The organism is Aequorivita xiaoshiensis (assembly GCF_022008395.1).
Lineage (GTDB): Bacteria > Bacteroidota > Bacteroidia > Flavobacteriales > Flavobacteriaceae > Aequorivita > Aequorivita xiaoshiensis.
The window spans coordinates 94,971-111,757 of sequence record NZ_JAIRBB010000006.1 but is presented as its reverse complement, the minus strand read 5'-3'; the positions used below and the strand labels follow the sequence as shown (position 1 = coordinate 111,757).

Annotated in this window: 14 protein-coding genes; 9 read left to right on the top strand and 5 right to left on the bottom strand. The window is 34.0% G+C overall.

Features of this window, described 5'->3' with window-relative positions; genetic code table 11:
- Positions 1-40: 40 nt before the first annotated feature.
- Positions 41-955, top strand: coding sequence for a dimethylarginine dimethylaminohydrolase family protein (locus tag K8344_RS08730; RefSeq protein ID WP_237608347.1), 915 nt, complete (start codon positions 41-43; stop codon positions 953-955).
- 85 nt (positions 956-1,040) lie between these two features.
- Here K8344_RS08730 and mgtE read toward each other — a convergent pair whose 3' ends face one another.
- A complete protein-coding gene (gene mgtE / locus K8344_RS08725) occupies positions 1,041-2,357 on the bottom strand; it encodes a magnesium transporter (RefSeq protein ID WP_237608346.1) in 1,317 nt (438 codons plus the stop codon).
- Positions 2,358-2,741: 384 nt separating this feature from the next.
- Here mgtE and K8344_RS08720 point away from each other — a divergent pair, with 384 nt between their 5' ends.
- The 5 genes from K8344_RS08720 (at position 2,742) to K8344_RS08700 (ending at position 10,602) form a co-directional block, all read left to right on the top strand.
- Positions 2,742-4,892 (top strand): S9 family peptidase, encoded by a 2,151-nt coding sequence (locus K8344_RS08720; protein ID WP_237608374.1) that lies wholly within the window; start codon positions 2,742-2,744, stop codon positions 4,890-4,892.
- A gap of 21 nt (positions 4,893-4,913) precedes the next feature.
- Positions 4,914-6,503 (top strand): peptide MFS transporter, encoded by a 1,590-nt coding sequence (locus K8344_RS08715; protein WP_237608345.1) that lies wholly within the window; start codon positions 4,914-4,916, stop codon positions 6,501-6,503.
- An 88-nt stretch (positions 6,504-6,591) separates the two neighbouring features.
- The gene (locus K8344_RS08710) at positions 6,592-8,163 is read left to right on the top strand and encodes a peptide MFS transporter (RefSeq protein ID WP_237608344.1); all 1,572 of its coding nucleotides are present in this window, start codon (positions 6,592-6,594) and stop codon (positions 8,161-8,163) included.
- Between the two features lie 35 nt (positions 8,164-8,198).
- Positions 8,199-9,983, top strand: a complete 1,785-nt coding sequence (locus K8344_RS08705) for a peptide MFS transporter (RefSeq protein ID WP_237608343.1) — start codon at positions 8,199-8,201, stop codon at positions 9,981-9,983.
- A gap of 85 nt (positions 9,984-10,068) precedes the next feature.
- A complete protein-coding gene (locus K8344_RS08700) occupies positions 10,069-10,602 on the top strand; it encodes a thioredoxin family protein (RefSeq protein WP_237608342.1) in 534 nt (177 codons plus the stop codon).
- 26 nt (positions 10,603-10,628) lie between these two features.
- Here K8344_RS08700 and K8344_RS08695 read toward each other — a convergent pair whose 3' ends face one another.
- The 4 genes from K8344_RS08695 to K8344_RS08680 all read right to left on the bottom strand — a co-directional run bounded on the left by K8344_RS08695 (position 10,629) and on the right by K8344_RS08680 (position 13,899).
- Positions 10,629-12,653 carry a ComEC/Rec2 family competence protein gene (locus tag K8344_RS08695; RefSeq protein WP_237608341.1) on the bottom strand — a complete coding sequence of 675 codons (2,025 nt, stop codon included), beginning with the start codon at positions 12,651-12,653 and terminating at the stop codon, positions 10,629-10,631.
- 254 nt (positions 12,654-12,907) lie between these two features.
- Positions 12,908-13,045, bottom strand: a complete 138-nt coding sequence (locus K8344_RS08690; protein ID WP_237608340.1) for a hypothetical protein — start codon at positions 13,043-13,045, stop codon at positions 12,908-12,910.
- A gap of 51 nt (positions 13,046-13,096) precedes the next feature.
- A complete protein-coding gene (locus tag K8344_RS08685) occupies positions 13,097-13,303 on the bottom strand; it encodes a tetratricopeptide repeat protein (RefSeq protein WP_338144598.1) in 207 nt (68 codons plus the stop codon).
- A 212-nt stretch (positions 13,304-13,515) separates the two neighbouring features.
- Positions 13,516-13,899, bottom strand: a complete 384-nt coding sequence (locus K8344_RS08680) for a hypothetical protein (RefSeq protein ID WP_237608338.1) — start codon at positions 13,897-13,899, stop codon at positions 13,516-13,518.
- A gap of 103 nt (positions 13,900-14,002) precedes the next feature.
- Here K8344_RS08680 and K8344_RS08675 point away from each other — a divergent pair, with 103 nt between their 5' ends.
- From K8344_RS08675 to K8344_RS08665, 3 genes are all read left to right on the top strand, one after another.
- Positions 14,003-14,680, top strand: a complete 678-nt coding sequence (locus K8344_RS08675) for an RNA polymerase sigma factor (protein ID WP_237608337.1) — start codon at positions 14,003-14,005, stop codon at positions 14,678-14,680.
- Between the two features lie 244 nt (positions 14,681-14,924).
- Entirely contained in the window at positions 14,925-16,193 is a 1,269-nt protein-coding gene (locus tag K8344_RS08670) for a DEAD/DEAH box helicase (protein ID WP_237608336.1), read from the top strand.
- Positions 16,194-16,290: 97 nt separating this feature from the next.
- Positions 16,291-16,761, top strand: a complete 471-nt coding sequence (locus K8344_RS08665; protein WP_237608335.1) for a GtrA family protein — start codon at positions 16,291-16,293, stop codon at positions 16,759-16,761.
- Positions 16,762-16,787: the final 26 nt, after the last annotated feature.

The window sequence follows — 16,787 nt, the reverse complement described above, 5'->3', positions numbered from 1 at the left end:
AGCACTTCGGTATAGAGGTGCTTTTTCTATATTTGCTATTATGATAAAGCTGAATATTAACGACGAAATTTCACGACTACGTGCCGTGGTACTCGGGCGCGCAGATAGTAATGGTCCTGTTCCTAAATTGGAAGACGCTTACGATCCAAAATCTGCAGAACATATAAAAGCAGGTACATATCCCAAAGATGAAGATATGGTTAAGGAAATGGAAGCAGTAGCTGCGGTATTTGAAAAATACAACGTAGAAGTTTACCGTCCAGATTCGATAGAAGACTACAATCAAATTTTTACTAGAGATATAGCCTTCGTAATTGAAGATAAGTTTTTTAAAGCCAATATTCTTGAAGATAGAAGTAAAGAAATAGATGCTATTCATTCGGTAATTGATGAAATAGACCCTTCAAAAATAATTGAATTTCCAGAAGCTGCGCATATTGAAGGTGGAGACGTAATGCCTTGGGGAGATTATATCTTTGTTGGAACATATTACGGTGATGATTATTCTGATTATATCACGGCTAGAACAAATATGAAGGGAGTAGAACACCTTCGAAAATTGTTCCCGCATAAAACAGTTAAATCTTTTAGCCTTAGAAAAAGCAACACTGTGGCTGAAGATAATGCACTTCATTTAGATTGCTGCTTCCAACCATTAGGTAGAGGGAAAGTAATTATCCATAAAGAAGGATTTTTAGTAGAAGAAGAGTATGAGTGGCTCGTTAATTTCTTCGGTAAAGAAAATTGCTTCCATATTAGCAAGAGAGAAATGTACGACATGAATAGTAATATTTTTTCGATTTCTCCAGATGTAGTTATTTCAGAAAAGAATTTTACAAGATTAAACACTTGGCTGCGCGAGCAAGGATTTACTGTAGAAGAAGTTCCTTATGCTGAGATTGCAAAGCAAGAAGGTTTGCTTCGCTGCTCTACTTTACCTTTAATTCGTGATTAATACATCAGTGAATTTTATAAAAGTTTGAAAAATATATGAAAGCCATCCAGATGCGGATGGCTTTTTATTTTTAAAATAATATCGACTACAATAATTTTTCTGCTAGGAAAAATGCTGCAATCGAAAAGAAGATTATTATTCCAGTAACATCAACTAATGTTGCCACAAATGGAGCCGAAGCTGTCGCGGGATCCATCTTTAGTGATTTCAATATAAATGGAATTAAAGAGCCTGAAAGAGTTCCCCAAAGCACAATAAAGACTAAGGAAACCGAAACGCTTAATGCAACTTCAAGCCAAAACTCACCGTAATTGTAAAATCCTATTTTTTGCCATAATAATATTCGTAAAAACCCTATAGATCCCAAAATTGCGCCAAGCAGCACTCCAGAGAGTAGTTCTTTTTTCATTACATACCACCAGTCTTTTAGCTTTAATTCTTTTAAGGCCATAGCTCTAATAATCAATGAGGCTGCCTGTGATCCAGAGTTTCCACCGCTTGAAATGATCAAAGGAACAAAAAGCGCAAGTACAACTGCTTTTTCAATTTCACCTTCAAAAATCCCCATAGCTGAAGCGGTGAGCATTTCTCCAAAAAATAAGATAACTAACCAACTCGCTCTTTTCTTTACAAGGTCAAAAAGGGTAGATTCTGTGTATGACATTTCGAGCCCTTTAGTACCTCCAAATTTTTGAATTTCTTCAGTGGTTTGTTCTTGAACTCTGTCTAAAATATCGTCGAAAGTTACTATGCCCACTAATACACCACTTTCTGTAATAATTGGTAAGGCTGAGCGATCGTATTTGTCAAAAATCTCTACAGCGTCTTCTACTGCAGTTGTAGTGGTAATGGCTAATACGTGATGATCCATTAGTTCTGATATCTTTGTATCCGACTCAGCTAGTAATAATTGTCCAATTCTTAAGTCGTCAATGAGTTTGTTTTCATTATCTACGACATAAACAAAGTTTAAAGTCTCTGCCTTTTTTCCTTCTTTTTTTATAAATGATAATACTTCACTAACAGTTTTTTCTGCTTTTGTTTGTATATAATGAGGCGTCATCAAACGGGCTATACTATTTTTTTTATAGCCAATTAAACTAAGGGCTATCTCTCTTTCTTTCGGGTTTAGAAGGTTTATGGAAGTCTTAATAAGATAGTCTGGAAAGTTTTCAAATAGCTTAGTTCTGTTGTCAGGAGGTAGATTGTTTAAAACATCAGATAGCTCTTGGTTTCCTAAAGCTTTAATGATTTTTATTTGAAATGATGGTTCTAAAAAGCGAAAAACCTCAGTTTTTTTTTCAGGTGTAAGCATTAAAAAAGACAAGTTTCTTTCGTCGTTGTCCATATCTCGTAATTGCTCAGCCACGTCTGCTGGATGTTGATTTTGAAAATTTACCATAACTAAATAATTGAAATGATGTGAAGTGTTATTTTTAGTAATAGGAAAGGTGAACTTGCGTAAATATAATCATTAAAGGTAAGAAGGGCTTTAATGTAAAATAGTTTTTAGGCTTTGGTGTTTATCAGTAATTTATTTTAACATAATAAAATTAACTTGTTAATTAGGCATAAGCAATCTCGTAAAGTTAATTTCTATAGATTAAAATATACTTTCTTCTATATAGATTGGATTGTGTGGGGTTACATCAAATTGCAATTACAAATAAATAGTCCTGCAATGGCTTATTTAACAAAAAAACGACCCTCAATTTCACAAAAAATTAGTAAACTTGGCCTATCAAATTTTAACACTTTGAAGAAATTAATTTCCCTTTCATTTATAATGCTGTTTTTCACAGCATTTTCTGCTATTACTGCCCAACAAAAAGACATAACTCTTGAAGAAATTTGGGGTGGTGCATTTCGAACTCAAGGCCTTGATGTTCTACGTTCCCTGAAGAACGGTAAGGAATATGCTGTGCTTAATTATAACCGACAATCTAGAGAATCATCTATCGATGTTTACGATTATAAAAGTGGTAAACAAGTAAGTACACTTTTAAATACTAAAGATTTAAAAGGAATCGATGTGGTGCTTTCTTATGAATTGAGTAAAGACGAATCTAAAATTCTTTTTTCAACAAAGCTACAGCAGGTTTATCGTCGTTCAACATTGGGAACTTATTATGTTTACGATGTAAAAACTAAAGAATTTTCGCTTGTTTCTGCTAATAAAATACAGGAGCCGACTTTCAGTAATGATGGAAATAAAATAGCTTACGGATTTGAAAATAATCTTTTTATAAAAGATTTGAAATCTAATGAAACAACCCAAATTACAACTGATGGTAAAAAGAATAGTATCATTAACGGTATTACTGATTGGGTTTATGAAGAAGAGTTTGCATTTGTTCGTGCTTTTGAATGGAGTGTGAATGGTGATAAATTGGCTTATATAAAGTTTGATGAAACAGAAGTGCCACAATTCAACATGGATGTATACGGAAAGGAACTTTATCCTTCTGCCGATACTTTTAAGTATCCAAAGGCAGGTGAGAAAAACTCTAAAGTTTCCTTACAACTGTACGACCTTAAAAGTCAAAAAACTTCTGAAGTAGATCTTTCAAACTATAATAGTTACTACATTCCACGATTGTTGTGGACGAAAGACAATAATATTTTAAGTGTTCAGCTAAGCAATCGTCATCAAAATGTTATTGATTTGGTTTTTGTAAATGCCTCAAATTATACGTCAAAACTTATTTTAGCTGAAAAGGACGACGCATATGTTGATGTAACCGACAACCTTACATTTTTAAATAACAATAGTTTTTTCTGGACAAGCGAAAAAGATGGATGGAACCATATTTATCAATATGATAAAGATGGAAAGCTTCTTCATCAAGTTACTAGTGGTCCTTGGGAGGTAACTAAATATTACGGTTTCGATCAAAATACGGGTCGTTTATATTTTCAAAGTACTGAAAACGGAAGTATTAATCGCGATGTATATTCTATTTTGCCTTCGGGAAAAAATAAAGTTCGATTAACGCAAAGGACTGGAACAAACCATGCTTCCTTTAGCTCAGATTTTACTTACTTTATTAATACATTTTCAGATTCTAAGACTCCTTTTGTTTATACGCTTCACGAGGCCAAAACTGGTAAGCTATTACGTGAAATTAAAAACAATGACGGTTTAAAGAATCGATTAGCTTCTTATAATATTTCGCCAAAAGAGTATTCTACTATCAATGTGAATGGTGAAGACTTAAATATGTATATGATAAAACCTTTAGACTTCGACGAGTCTAAGCAATATCCATTGTTTATGTTTCAGTATTCTGGACCAGGTTCGCAAAGTGTTTCAAACAGTTGGATGGGCACTAATGACTTTTGGCACGAAATGCTAGCAAATCAATTAGATATTATTGTTGTTTGTGTTGATGGGCGTGGAACGGGATTCAAAGGACGTGATTTCAAAAAAATGACTCAAAAAGAATTGGGTAAGTATGAAGTTGAAGATCAGATCGATGCAGCAAAAAAGCTAGGTAGTTTACCATACATCGATTCTTCTAGAACTGGAATTTGGGGATGGAGCTATGGTGGATTTATGTCGTCTAACGCATTGTTTCAAGCACCAGAAACATTTGAAATGGCTATTGCTGTTGCCCCGGTTACAAGCTGGAGATTCTACGATTCTATCTATACAGAGCGTTATATGCAAACTCCACAGGAGAATGCATCTGGTTACGATGATAACTCACCGCTTTCTCACGTAGACGGACTACAAGGAAAATATTTATTAATTCACGGAAGTGCAGATGATAATGTGCACGTACAAAATGCAATGCGCTTAATTGAAGAACTGGTGCAAGCCAATAAACAATTTGACTGGCGTATTTACCCAGATAAAAACCACGGTATATATGGAGGAAACACTCGTTTGCACCTGTATACTTTAATGACTGAATATATTAAAAATAATCTTTAAAAAACTTAACAGTTTTATCTTATGAGCCAAGAAAATGACCCTCAGTTAATAGCGCATTTAGCTAAAAAAGGTGTTGATAATAAAATGGTGATGGGCCATCCAGCAGGATTGTTCATCTTGTTTTTCACAGAGATGTGGGAACGCTTTAGCTATTACGGAATGCGTGCGTTATTGACGGTATTCTTAATTACAGAAATAGCCAAAGGAGGTTGGGAATGGACGAATGCTGATGCTATGCAGCTTTATGCTTGGTACACAGGTTTAGTTTACTTAACACCACTTATTGGTGGTATAATTGCCGATAAATTTACTGGATTTAGAAAAGCTATTTTATTAGGTGCATTAATTATGACCTTAGGTCACCTTTCTATGGCCTTCGAAATGATAGACCCAACATTCTTCTATATAGGTCTAGTGCTTATGATAGTAGGTAATGGTATGTTTAAGCCGAATATCTCTTCAATGGTTGGAAACTTATATCCAGATTCAAGTACTAAAAAAGATGCGGGATATACCATTTTTTATATGGGTATTAATGCAGGAGCATTTTTAGGAATGCTATTATGCGGATATATAGGTGAAAAAGTAGGTTGGCATTATGGATTTGGTCTAGCGGGTGTATTTATGCTATTCGGTATGCTGCAATTTTATTTTGGACGTAAAATATTCGGAATAATAGGTGAAGAACCAGGAACACATACTCAAGCTGAATTAGATGCAATGGCTGGTGGAGCAGATGAGGAAGAAGAAACAGCTCCACATATTGTAAGAGATAGATTAATAGTTGTGGGTGTATTAATGGTTGCAAGTATGTTCTTCTTCTTTGCATTTGAGCAAGCCGGAGGGTCTATGACCGTTTTTGCTAAAGACTATACACAAAGAGTATTAGAGGGAAGTACAGGAACCATCTTTAAATGGGTGGATGCCATCTTAACAATTTTCCCAATCATGATTGTGTCTTGGGTACTATATGGCTTAGGTAAGAAGATCTTCAAAGCGTACCCTTTAACTATTACTTTTACAGCAATATCATTCATTATTATATGGATTTTAGGGGTTTGGAAAGTTTATAGAGAATTCAGTTTAGAGCATACTGAAGTTACGGTATCTTGGTTTCAAATCTTAAACTCCTTTTTTATTATCACATTAGCTTCATCTTTCAGTAAGCTGTGGGAAAAAATATGGAATCCTTCAGGTCCAGTTAAGTTCGCAATGGGGTTAGCATTAGTAGGAGTTGGTTTCGTGGTGTTATCTGTGGGTGCTAACAGTATTCCTCAAGGAGCTGAAACAGCATCAGTTAGTATGATTTGGCTAATCTTAGCTTATTTCTTCCACACAACAGGTGAGCTTTGTTTAAGTCCAGTAGGCTTGTCGTATGTTTCTAAATTATCGCCTAAACGACTAGCAGGTTTATTATTTGGTCTGTGGTTTACAGCTTCTGCAATTGCCAACTTTATTGCTGGTATGACAGGCTCTTATATCGATAAAATTTCAGAAACATATTCTATGTCTACTTTCTTTTTAATAATTGCTGCTATCCCAATTGCGGCAGCAGTATTATTATTGCTATTCAACCCGAAATTAAAGAAAATGATGCATGGTATAAACTAACTCTTTTCGAATATCGATGAATTGAATTAAGTAAACCTGAACATAAAACAGAAAGTAAGAAATAATTTTTTAAATATAAACTATTACTATGTCAGACGCACTTCAATACCAAAAGCAGAAAGAACTATTTGGTCACCCAGTAGGACTTTACATCTTGTTTTTTACCGAAATGTGGGAACGTTTTTCTTATTATGGGATGCGTGCATTATTAACGTTGTATTTAGTACAAAAAACAACTGGTGATAACCCTGGCTTAGGTTGGTTAGATTCAGAATCTATTATGCTTTATGGGTGGTACACAATGTTGGTTTATGTAATGTCCATACCTGGAGGGATTATTGCCGATAGATATTTAGGACAGAAGAGAGCCGTTTTGTATGGCGCAATAATTTTATGTCTTGGTCATGGTGTTCTTGCTTTTGATGCTTATTGGGCCTTTTTTACAGGGCTTAGTTTAATAGTACTTGGTGTAGGCTTGTTAAAGCCAAATATTTCAACTATGGTTGGGGGTCTGTACAAGCAAGGAGATATTAGAAGGGATAAGGGATTTAGTATTTTTTATATCGGTATAAATTTAGGTTCATTATTGGCTACATTTATTGTTGGTTATGTTGGTGAGGAAATTAATTGGCATTATGGATTTGGATTAGCTGGAATTGCAATGGTCTTGGGCTTATTGGTTTATTTATATGGTCAAAGATATTTGGAACACGTAGGTAATAAACCAACTCAGGCAGAAAAAGAGGGAGATATATCTTATGCAAGTTTATTAGGAAAGTTAAGAAGCTCTCCTTTACAATTGGGTATTGTTATTTTAATAGTTTTTTATGCAATTTATGCAGGATTTACTTATGAAGGAATTGATAACTGGGGTTATACTGCATTATATATATTTATAGCACTAGTTGCAGGTGTATTAATGATGATTTATAAAACACTTGATACTAAAATATTAAAGGATAGGTTTTTAGTGTTACTTCTATCTTTTTTATTAGTAATAGTGTTTTGGGGCGCTTTTGAACAAGCTGGTGGTTTAATGAGTATATACACCAAGACAAAAACTGATAGAATGCTATTTGGTATGGAGATACCAGCAACTTGGTTTCAAAGCTTAAATGCAGGTTTCATAATTTTATTTGCTACAGTAGTGGCTGGATATTGGGCAAAACGAAAACTAAAAGGAAAAGAGGCCTCTTCTATTTTTAAAATGGCAATCGGGACTATGATAATGGGACTAGGTTTCGTATTTATGATTTTTGCTGCTAGACAATACAATATTGAAGGTAGCTCTGCAATGTACTGGTTAGTTTTAGCATACTTGTTTCATACTATTGGTGAGTTATGCTCTTCTCCTGTTGCATTGTCGTTCATTACTAAGTTAGCACCTGTAAAATACGCTTCATTAATGATGGGTGTTTATTTTGCTGCCACTGGTTTAGGAAATAAAGTTGCTGGAATTGTTGGTGAAAAAGCATCGGAATTTGGAGAATATTCAGTCTTTGCTGGAATAACAATATTTACTGTACTAATAGGAGTTCTGGTTATAGCACTTTTAAAACCGTTAAAGCGATTAACCCACGGAGCAGAAGATAATGAACGCGAAATATTGGAACAAGAACAGTACGAACTTGCAAATGAAGATATCAAATCAAGTAATTAATTTTTAGCGAGTTATTTAAACCAAACTACATACAAATGAAAACGGATATTGAAAATTTATTTAAAGACACTGTTTTAGGGCATCCAGTTGGATTGTTTATTTTATTCTTTACTGAGATGTGGGAGCGTTTTTCCTTTTATGGAATGCGTATTCTATTGATATTGTTTTTAACAGCTCCTTTAATGAGTGATAACCCTGGTTGGGATTGGCCTCGTGAACACGCCTTGTCTTTAATAGGTACCTATGCTTCCCTGTTATATCTAACGCCAATTATTGGTGGTTGGATAGCCGATAAATTTACAGGGTATAGAATCGCTGTTGTAATTGGGTGTATTGTAATGACACTTGGTCACGCCGCAATGGCATTAGAAACAACAGCTTCATTTTATTTAGGCTTGGCACTATTAGTAATTGGAACTGGTTTCTTTAAGCCGAATATTACTTCTATTATTTCTGAAATGTATAAAACCCGTGAATCCAAAAAAGATGGTGCTTACACTATTTTCTATATGGGAGTAAACGCAGGTGCATTTTTCGGGATGATGTTATGTGGTTACCTAGCTGAAAATTACGGATGGGCTTACGGTTTTGGTTTAGCAGGAATATTTATGTTTCTTGGAATGCTTCAATTTATATTAGCTCATAAAATCTTCGGAAAAGTTGGAGCTAGACCTTCAAAGAAAAAAGATATAGTTTTAAATGTAGATGAAGATGCAGATAAAGAAGAAGTTGAAGAGGAAGTAGAAGCAGCTATAAAACTTAACCCCTTTACTACTTTCGATTATGTTTTAATAGTGCTATCATCTATTGGTGGTTTATTGTATCTGTTTAATGATCCATTAGATACGATATATTCTAGTTCCTTAGTTCCATTCGAAGTAGGAGGTATGAGTGGTACAAATGTGGTTGTTTTAGCAGCACTGGCAATGTTCTTAGTTTTATTAATTACACGTATCGCACGTTACCTACCTATAGTTAGAGATAGATTAATTGCAGTTACAATTTTCGCGCTTTTCACAGTGTTTTTCTTTGCTTTCTTTGAGCAATCATTAGGATCGATGACCTTGTTTGCGAGCGATTATACCGATAGAAACTTAGAAGGAAATGCAGCTATAATTTTTAAAATAGTCGATGGGCTATTAACTACAATTCCTTTAATTATTATAACCTATGTGATTGTATTAATATTTAAAAAGACGTTTACCAAAATTGGTGCCTCTAATATAGTTTTAGCAATAGCTTTTATCCTAGTTTGGGCATTGGTATTATACCGTATTTACGATAAAGCTTTTTCAGAAGAATTAAAAGTAGATGCTACTTGGTTCGGAATTTTAAACTCATTTTTCATCATTACTTTGGCACCTGTATTCTCAAAATGGTGGGAAAGTAAATACAATCCGAGTGCTGCAATGAAGTATGGAATTGGATTAGTTTTACTAGGTCTTGGGTTTGCTATTCTATCGTACGGAGCATCCGATATTCCTCCTGGAGCGAGAACAGCTTCTGTAAGTATGATTTTCTTAATTTTAGCATATCTGTTCCACACTATGGGAGAACTATGTCTTTCCCCATTAGGACTTTCATACCTGAGTAAATTAGTGCCTGCACGTATGATAGGTTTTATGTTCGGAGTTTGGTACTTAGCAATTGCTGTAGGGCAAAAAGCTGCAAACACTATGGGAGGTATGATTGACAAAATTTCTGAGGAGTATTCTTTAGGGACCTTCTTCTTGATTTTTGCAGTTGTTCCAATTATTGTTGGATTTATAGCAATGCTCTTAAACCCCGTATTGAAAAAATTAATGCACGGAATTCGTTAATTCATATCTGTTAATTTATAAAAAAACGTTCCATTTTGTGGAACGTTTTTTGTTTCTTTACTTTTGAATTACTAAAAAAATTTTGATGAGAAATATTTTAATAATTGTTTTCCTGTTTACCCTAGGTAGTGTTAATGCTCAAAAGATAAATTGGATGACAATGAATGAAGCTTTAGCCGCCCAACAAGAAAATCCGAAAAAGATTTTTATGGATGTTTATACCACTTGGTGTGGTCCTTGTAAAATGCTGGACAAAAATACATTTAGCGATAAAAGTGTAATAGAGTATATTAACAAAAACTATTATGCAGTAAAATTTAATGCCGAAGGTACAGAAGAGATAAAGTATAAAGATTTTACATATACTAACCCTAACTATAACCCAAATAGAAAAGGTAGAAACTCACAGCATTTATTTGCTCACGCACTTAAAGTTAATGCTTATCCAACAGTAGTTTTCTTTAAGGAAGATGGTGAGTTAATTCAAGCGGTGCCAGGATACAGAACACCAAAACAATTGGAGATATTTCTTAAAATGATTCAAAGTGATGATTATTTAAAAATTACAACTGCTTCGGCTTGGGAAGAATATCAAAAGAATTTTAAATATACATTTTAGAATAACCCTTAAGTTTCATATTCGAGTTATTCTAATAGGAAAGCTCCTTCTTTAGCTGTATGGCTAAATGGGAGCTTTTTTAATTTACAAGTTTCCTCCCATCTATTAACATAACTGTGGTAATTGCTTCCATCGGCAATAATTTGTCTTGGATTAATACTGTCGATAAGCCTATTGAGGTTTATTTTCGGGCTATTGGATAAAATAATAGTATGAATGTTTTCGTGCTTTGGATAAACACCTAAGCTATCGATTATCAATATTTTTTTGTCTTTATATTTAAAAATAGAAGGAAGTGTCTTTTCAGAATATGATGTAATATTCTGTTGGGTTTTAAATGCTTTTATTGGATAATCATTAGATAAGCTTGCAGTTGAGTCACTTTTAAAAATACTAAGGTCTTTACCATTTTGATACGCTAGAAGCGTTTGCCTGTTTTTTTGGAATACTACTAATTGACTTCTCGAATATCTGTTTTCATCATAAATATATACTGAAATTAATAAGGCAATAGTCACTAACAAAGCAATTAACCTAGAGTAGTTCAATTTTTTTAGATATAGGGCAAAAGTTATAATTGTTAAATAAGCACTTATGGTTTTTAATTTGGAAAAGTGTATATCGCCAAGTAAAAAATGCTCTTGAGTAGCAATCCAGTTAATAAACCAATTCAATTTTTCAATTAGGTAATTGTAGGTCTCTGCTAACCAATTTGGTAAGATATCATTACTTGCTAAAATCACTATCAAGATGCCACCACACATTATTATTGATAAAAAAGGAAGGATAACTATGTTGGTAATAAGAAATAAACAAGGAAACTGATTAAAGTAGAATAAGCTTAAGGGCAATACGCCGATTTGGGCACAAATAGTTACTGAAATTAATGTCCAAACCTTACGAACACCTTTATATTTTGAATAACCAATATTTTTAAATGTAGGAAGTAACCAAATTATAAAGAAAACGGCTAAATAACTTAATTGAAATCCAACTTGAAATAGTAAAAACGGATTAATGACTATTAAAGTTAAATAAGAAAGGAACAAAGTGTTTACAGCGTGTGTGTCGCGGTTTAATACTTGAGCTAAAGCAAAGAAGCTGAACATTGTTACAGCTCTTGTAACAGATGCGGACAACCCTGAAAATAAAGCAAAACCCCAAAGGGATAAAACTATAGATATTGCTTGTACTAATGAACCGTACTTAAATCTTGAAAGAGGTCTTAATAAAGAGCTTAGTATAAAATAGATGATACTTACATGTAAGCCCGAAACAGCAAGTATGTGTACTGCTCCAGCCGCTGCATATTTTTCGTATAGGTTTTTATCTATATCTTTTTTTTCTCCTAAAACAAGTGCCTGAATGATTGCTCGTTCATCTGTTTCTAAATTTGTTTTCTGAAGTTTTTTTATAACTCTAGCACGACGATTTTGAGCGAAACCTCTTAATGTTTGGGCTCCAATTTGACGTTTTATAATTTCCTTCCTAGATAAATGCAATTGCCCATAAACCCCAAGTACCTTCATATATTTTGAATAGTCAAATTGATGCGGATTTAAAGGTTTAGGGATATCAGAAATAGTTGAATAAACTAATATAAGGTCATCAACTAAAAAACTGTTTTCTGTAGAGTCTTTTGAAACATTTACTAAAACCTTTCCTTTTGAATTCTTTCCATTTACTTCGCAAATTTCGGCTAAATACTTATGGTTGAAATCATTGTCTTTTAGAGTTTCAATAATTTTTAACTGAAGCATTTCAGGAATATCCGAAGTTGTAATATGTGTATAGTGATTGGATTGGAACATTGGCAACCGCATCTGATAACTCACATATCCGATGAAAAAAAAACATAGATATGTTACAATTCCTAATTCTACAGATTGAAAAATTCGTTTACGTGCCCACAACCAGAATAGCACAAAAACAACTAATAAAGTCAAAAGATAAGGCAATAAAAATGTTGTAACAGGGTAGAAGTGTGCAGAAAGAACCCCTATTGTAAGAAAAATTGAAAACCGAACTATTGCGAAGTTTATGAATTTCATAAGCTTGGCTTTTGAGTAAAAATGAATTCTTATAAAGATATAAGATGTTTCCCAATTTTCAATTTTTTACAAGGCTAATAATCAGTAAAACAGTTATTTAGGGTTTTGAGTATCTTGTTTTGGGTTTAGATTATGTTCAGTTTTATTGATGTTTATATACTTCCAACTCAATCTCGATCATAAATTATGAAATAGCCAATACTTTTACACCAAGCCAAGAACCGGTTGGCAATTGCTTAATATAGATTTTTGTTCTATATAGTCTTTGGTGTAAAATCCATTCCGAAGAGAATTATAGGCAGTAACCCAGCAATGCCAATGTAAAGCCATTGTGTTATTCGTTGTTGTGTAATTTTTTCCTGCTGGCTCAGAATTTCGATGTCTTTCTGCACAGTTTCATATTTTACCTGAAGTTTGTTATCCTTGCGAGCAAGTATGGTGTTTTAATCCTCCGTACGGTTTTGTTCGTAAAGCTCGTGATTTTCAAGCGCGTTTTTATAATCACCCAATTCACCATAAATGTTTGAAAGATGCATATGGTTTTCCCAAAGGTTTATGGTGCTGTCTATTCGCATCATTATTTCTATCGCTCTTAAATTATAGGGCAACGCCTCGGAATATTTTCCTTGCAAAATGTACATGTGGCCAATATTTGCAATTGGGGGGCATGGTATAGCGCAGCAGCCCTATTTTATTACACCCTCATAGCAACGATTGTAATCGGCCATAGCATCTTCATAACGTTACCTATATTTGAAAATGAAAAGTATACGAATAGATTTTTTAAATAAATACAAAAAACCCTTCCTATATTTAATAATACAAAGAGAAGGGTTTTCTTCTGAATTAGAGAATTTATTTTTTAGCTTTTAAAAGTGCTCAATCTAGCCAAAATAAATGCAGAAATAGCCATTACTATATCTCGAACCGCCACATCAGGATGATGCCAGGTTAGCAGTAAGCTTAACCCTATAAGTATAAGCCATAAAGAAACGATATATGCTCCTAGCTGAGTTTTAGTAAATACGAGAATTCCTGCAAATATCTCAATTACACCTACAATCATCATAAATGTTGCCCCGCTAAATGGGATTATATCTAAAGTAGAAGGCGCAAGATAGGTATCCCACTGTACTAGAATATTAGAAAATTTATCCAATCCGGCTACAATTGGAACTATCGTAAAGGTATATTTTAGTAAGGTTTGTAGCTTATTGATTTCAATGTTGTTTGTTATTGTTGCCATGGTTTTAAAATTTATGTTCTATTGTTTTGATGCAATAAACCATTAGCGGTTACATATTTTGTAACTTTATATTAATTGCGGCATCTAAAAAGAAAAGGAAACAATGAACTCAACTCAAACAGACAGATTCGCATTAACTAAACTTTCCGATACTCAGATTGTAAATCGGGTGTTAGCAGGTGAAAAGGAATTATATGAAATTCTATTGAGACGTTACAATCAACGTTTTTTTAGAGTAATAAGAAGTTATGTTAATTCCGAAGCTGACACTCGCGATATAATGCAAGAAGCTTACGTAAAAGCTTATCTTAAATTGAATCAATTTAGAAGTGAATCTTCCTTTTCAACTTGGTTAACTCGAATAGGAATAAATGAGGCATTACAGTTTATTCGAAAACAAAAACGCCAATCTACCAATTATGGTTCAACAGAAAGTCTTGAAAATATAATTTACTTGCCAGATACTAATACAATGAATCCAGAAAAACAAGCCATAAAAACCGAAACACGTGTTTTAGTTGAACAAGCTGTCGATTTACTGTCAGAAAAATATAGAATTGTTTTTGTTCTTCATCAGATGGAAGGATTGTCTAATGCTGAAATTGCCGACTGTTTAAAATTGTCTGAAAGTAATGTAAAGGTACGATTGCATCGGGCTAAGAATATGTTGAGAGATGAGCTTTATAAATCAACACTCGATTCTTCTATTTACGAATTTGGAAATAAGAAATGCGATTTAATGGTAGAACAAGTCATGGAGCGCATTCAATATTTACCATAATTAGTTCTCGTCTTGAACTTTTATGAGGTTAGGATTTATAAGGCCTAATTGTAAATAGTATCACAATAAGACCCTAAGAAGCGAGATAACAGCTTTGAAAAACTCCCGCAGAGAAAATAAGACGTATCTTCGCCACATATTAAAACCGTCTTCTTAGTTTTAATGGTTCTTAAAAAGACCACATTCTAAAAGCGCCGCGATATATTATCTCCAAGCGCAGCGGTCTTACAATTTAAATAAATTTATGACATTTAAATCACTGGGGCTATCCGATGCCCTGCTAAAAGCAATCAGCAAAAAAGGATATGAAACGCCTTCGGCTATTCAACAAAAAGCAATTCCTTTAATTTTGGAACGAAAAGATGTATTGGCTTCAGCACAAACAGGTAGCGGTAAAACTGCTGGTTTTGCATTGCCATTATTACAAATTTTACAAAATCAACCAATTTTGCACAAACGACCAGTTCGTGCGCTTATACTTACTCCAACTCGTGAGTTAGCTGCTCAGGTACAGCAAGAATTTAAGGATTACAGCGAATTTACAGCCCTACGATCAACTGTTATTTTTGGTGGAGTAGGAGCTAATCCACAAATTAATGCACTTCGTAATGGTGTAGATGTTTTGGTGGCAACACCGGGACGACTATTAGATCTTCATAGTCAACGTGCGGTTTCACTTTCTAAGGTTGAAATCTTAGGTTTGGACGAAGCGGATAGAATGTTAGACATGGGCTTTGCTCGTGATATCAAAAAAATCCTTGCACTACTTCCTTCTAAAAGGCAGAATCTTTTATTCTCTGCAACTTTTTCAAAGGAAATAAAAAAATTGGCAAATGAATTTCTTCATCAGCCTGTTTTGGTGGAAGCAACTCCAGAGAATACTACCGTAGAGAAAATAGATCAAACAGTTTACAGAGTTGATAAAAATCTTAAGACTGATTTAATTATAAAACTTATTTCGGAAGGAAATTGGCAACAGGTTTTAGTTTTTACAAGAACTAAGCACGGTGCTAATCGTTTAAGTGAAAAACTTGCAAAAGCAAAAATTACTTCAGCTGCTATTCACGGAAATAAAAGCCAGGGAGCTAGAACTAGAGCCCTTGCAGGATTTAAGGAAGGAAGGGTTCGGGTGTTGGTTGCTACCGATATTGCAGCTCGTGGCCTAGATATTCCATTGCTTCCACATGTAATCAACTATGAATTACCAAATGTTTCTGAAGATTATGTTCACCGTATTGGAAGAACAGGGAGAGCAGGGGCAAGTGGAGAAGCGCTATCATTGGTTAGTCTTGATGAGGTTGGGTATTTAAAAGATATTGAAAAATTGATAGGAGAGCGCTTACAAGCAAAAACGCTTCCAGATTTTGAACCTACCGAGACTATGGCCGATGTTAAAAAAGCCCAAGCGGAAAAGAAAAGACAAAAAGCGGCTCATCATAGTCGCGGACGAAATGCTAGTAGAGGTAAGGGTTCTTCAAAAGGAAAGAGCACCAGGTCGAGTAAAAGACGTTAAAATAAGCTGAAAAAGGAAGCTAACTTTAGCTTCCTTTTTCGTTATAATCTAATTCGTTACTTCCGCTTTCTTATCTTAACTTTGCGCCCTAATTGCAATGAAAGAAAGCATTATCAAATTTATCGACGCCTTTTACTTTTTGTTTCGGCGTTTTCTTCCTTTAAAAACATATCGATATGCGGTTTGTGGAGGAGGGAATTTGGTGTTTGATACAGTGCTATATTTTATTTTTTACAATTTCATAGTAGCAAAACAAAATGTCGATTTGTTTTTTGTTGTGCTGAGTCCGCATATTGCATCTTTATTTTTTGTGTTTCCTATAACATTCGTGACTGGGTTTTTACTTCAGAAATTCATCACTTTCGAGAAGTCTAATTTACCTTGGAAAATTCAGTTTTTTAGGTATTTCTTAGTTGCCATGGGAGCGCTGGTGCTTAGTTATATCTGTATGAAGTTATTTGTTGATTTGCTAGGTTTTTATCCTACGCCATCAAAAATACTCACTGTGTTTATCGCCGTTGCATACAGTTACATCCTTCAAAATAGATTTAGCTTTAAAGTAGTTTAATCTGTCTTTTCCAAAATAAAAAAGCA

Coding starts and splice junctions, on each gene's coding strand:
- K8344_RS08680 (WP_237608338.1), bottom strand. CDS start 13,899: ATGGCAACAATAACAAACAACATTGAAATCAATAAGCTACAAACCTTA.
- K8344_RS08695 (WP_237608341.1), bottom strand. CDS start 12,653: ATGAAATTCATAAACTTCGCAATAGTTCGGTTTTCAATTTTTCTTACA.
- mgtE (WP_237608346.1), bottom strand. CDS start 2,357: ATGGTAAATTTTCAAAATCAACATCCAGCAGACGTGGCTGAGCAATTA.
- K8344_RS08670 (WP_237608336.1), top strand. CDS start 14,925: ATGACATTTAAATCACTGGGGCTATCCGATGCCCTGCTAAAAGCAATC.
- K8344_RS08730 (WP_237608347.1), top strand. CDS start 41: ATGATAAAGCTGAATATTAACGACGAAATTTCACGACTACGTGCCGTG.
- K8344_RS08720 (WP_237608374.1), top strand. CDS start 2,742: ATGCTGTTTTTCACAGCATTTTCTGCTATTACTGCCCAACAAAAAGAC.
- K8344_RS08715 (WP_237608345.1), top strand. CDS start 4,914: ATGAGCCAAGAAAATGACCCTCAGTTAATAGCGCATTTAGCTAAAAAA.
- K8344_RS08705 (WP_237608343.1), top strand. CDS start 8,199: ATGAAAACGGATATTGAAAATTTATTTAAAGACACTGTTTTAGGGCAT.
- K8344_RS08710 (WP_237608344.1), top strand. CDS start 6,592: ATGTCAGACGCACTTCAATACCAAAAGCAGAAAGAACTATTTGGTCAC.
- K8344_RS08675 (WP_237608337.1), top strand. CDS start 14,003: ATGAACTCAACTCAAACAGACAGATTCGCATTAACTAAACTTTCCGAT.
- K8344_RS08700 (WP_237608342.1), top strand. CDS start 10,069: ATGAGAAATATTTTAATAATTGTTTTCCTGTTTACCCTAGGTAGTGTT.
- K8344_RS08665 (WP_237608335.1), top strand. CDS start 16,291: ATGAAAGAAAGCATTATCAAATTTATCGACGCCTTTTACTTTTTGTTT.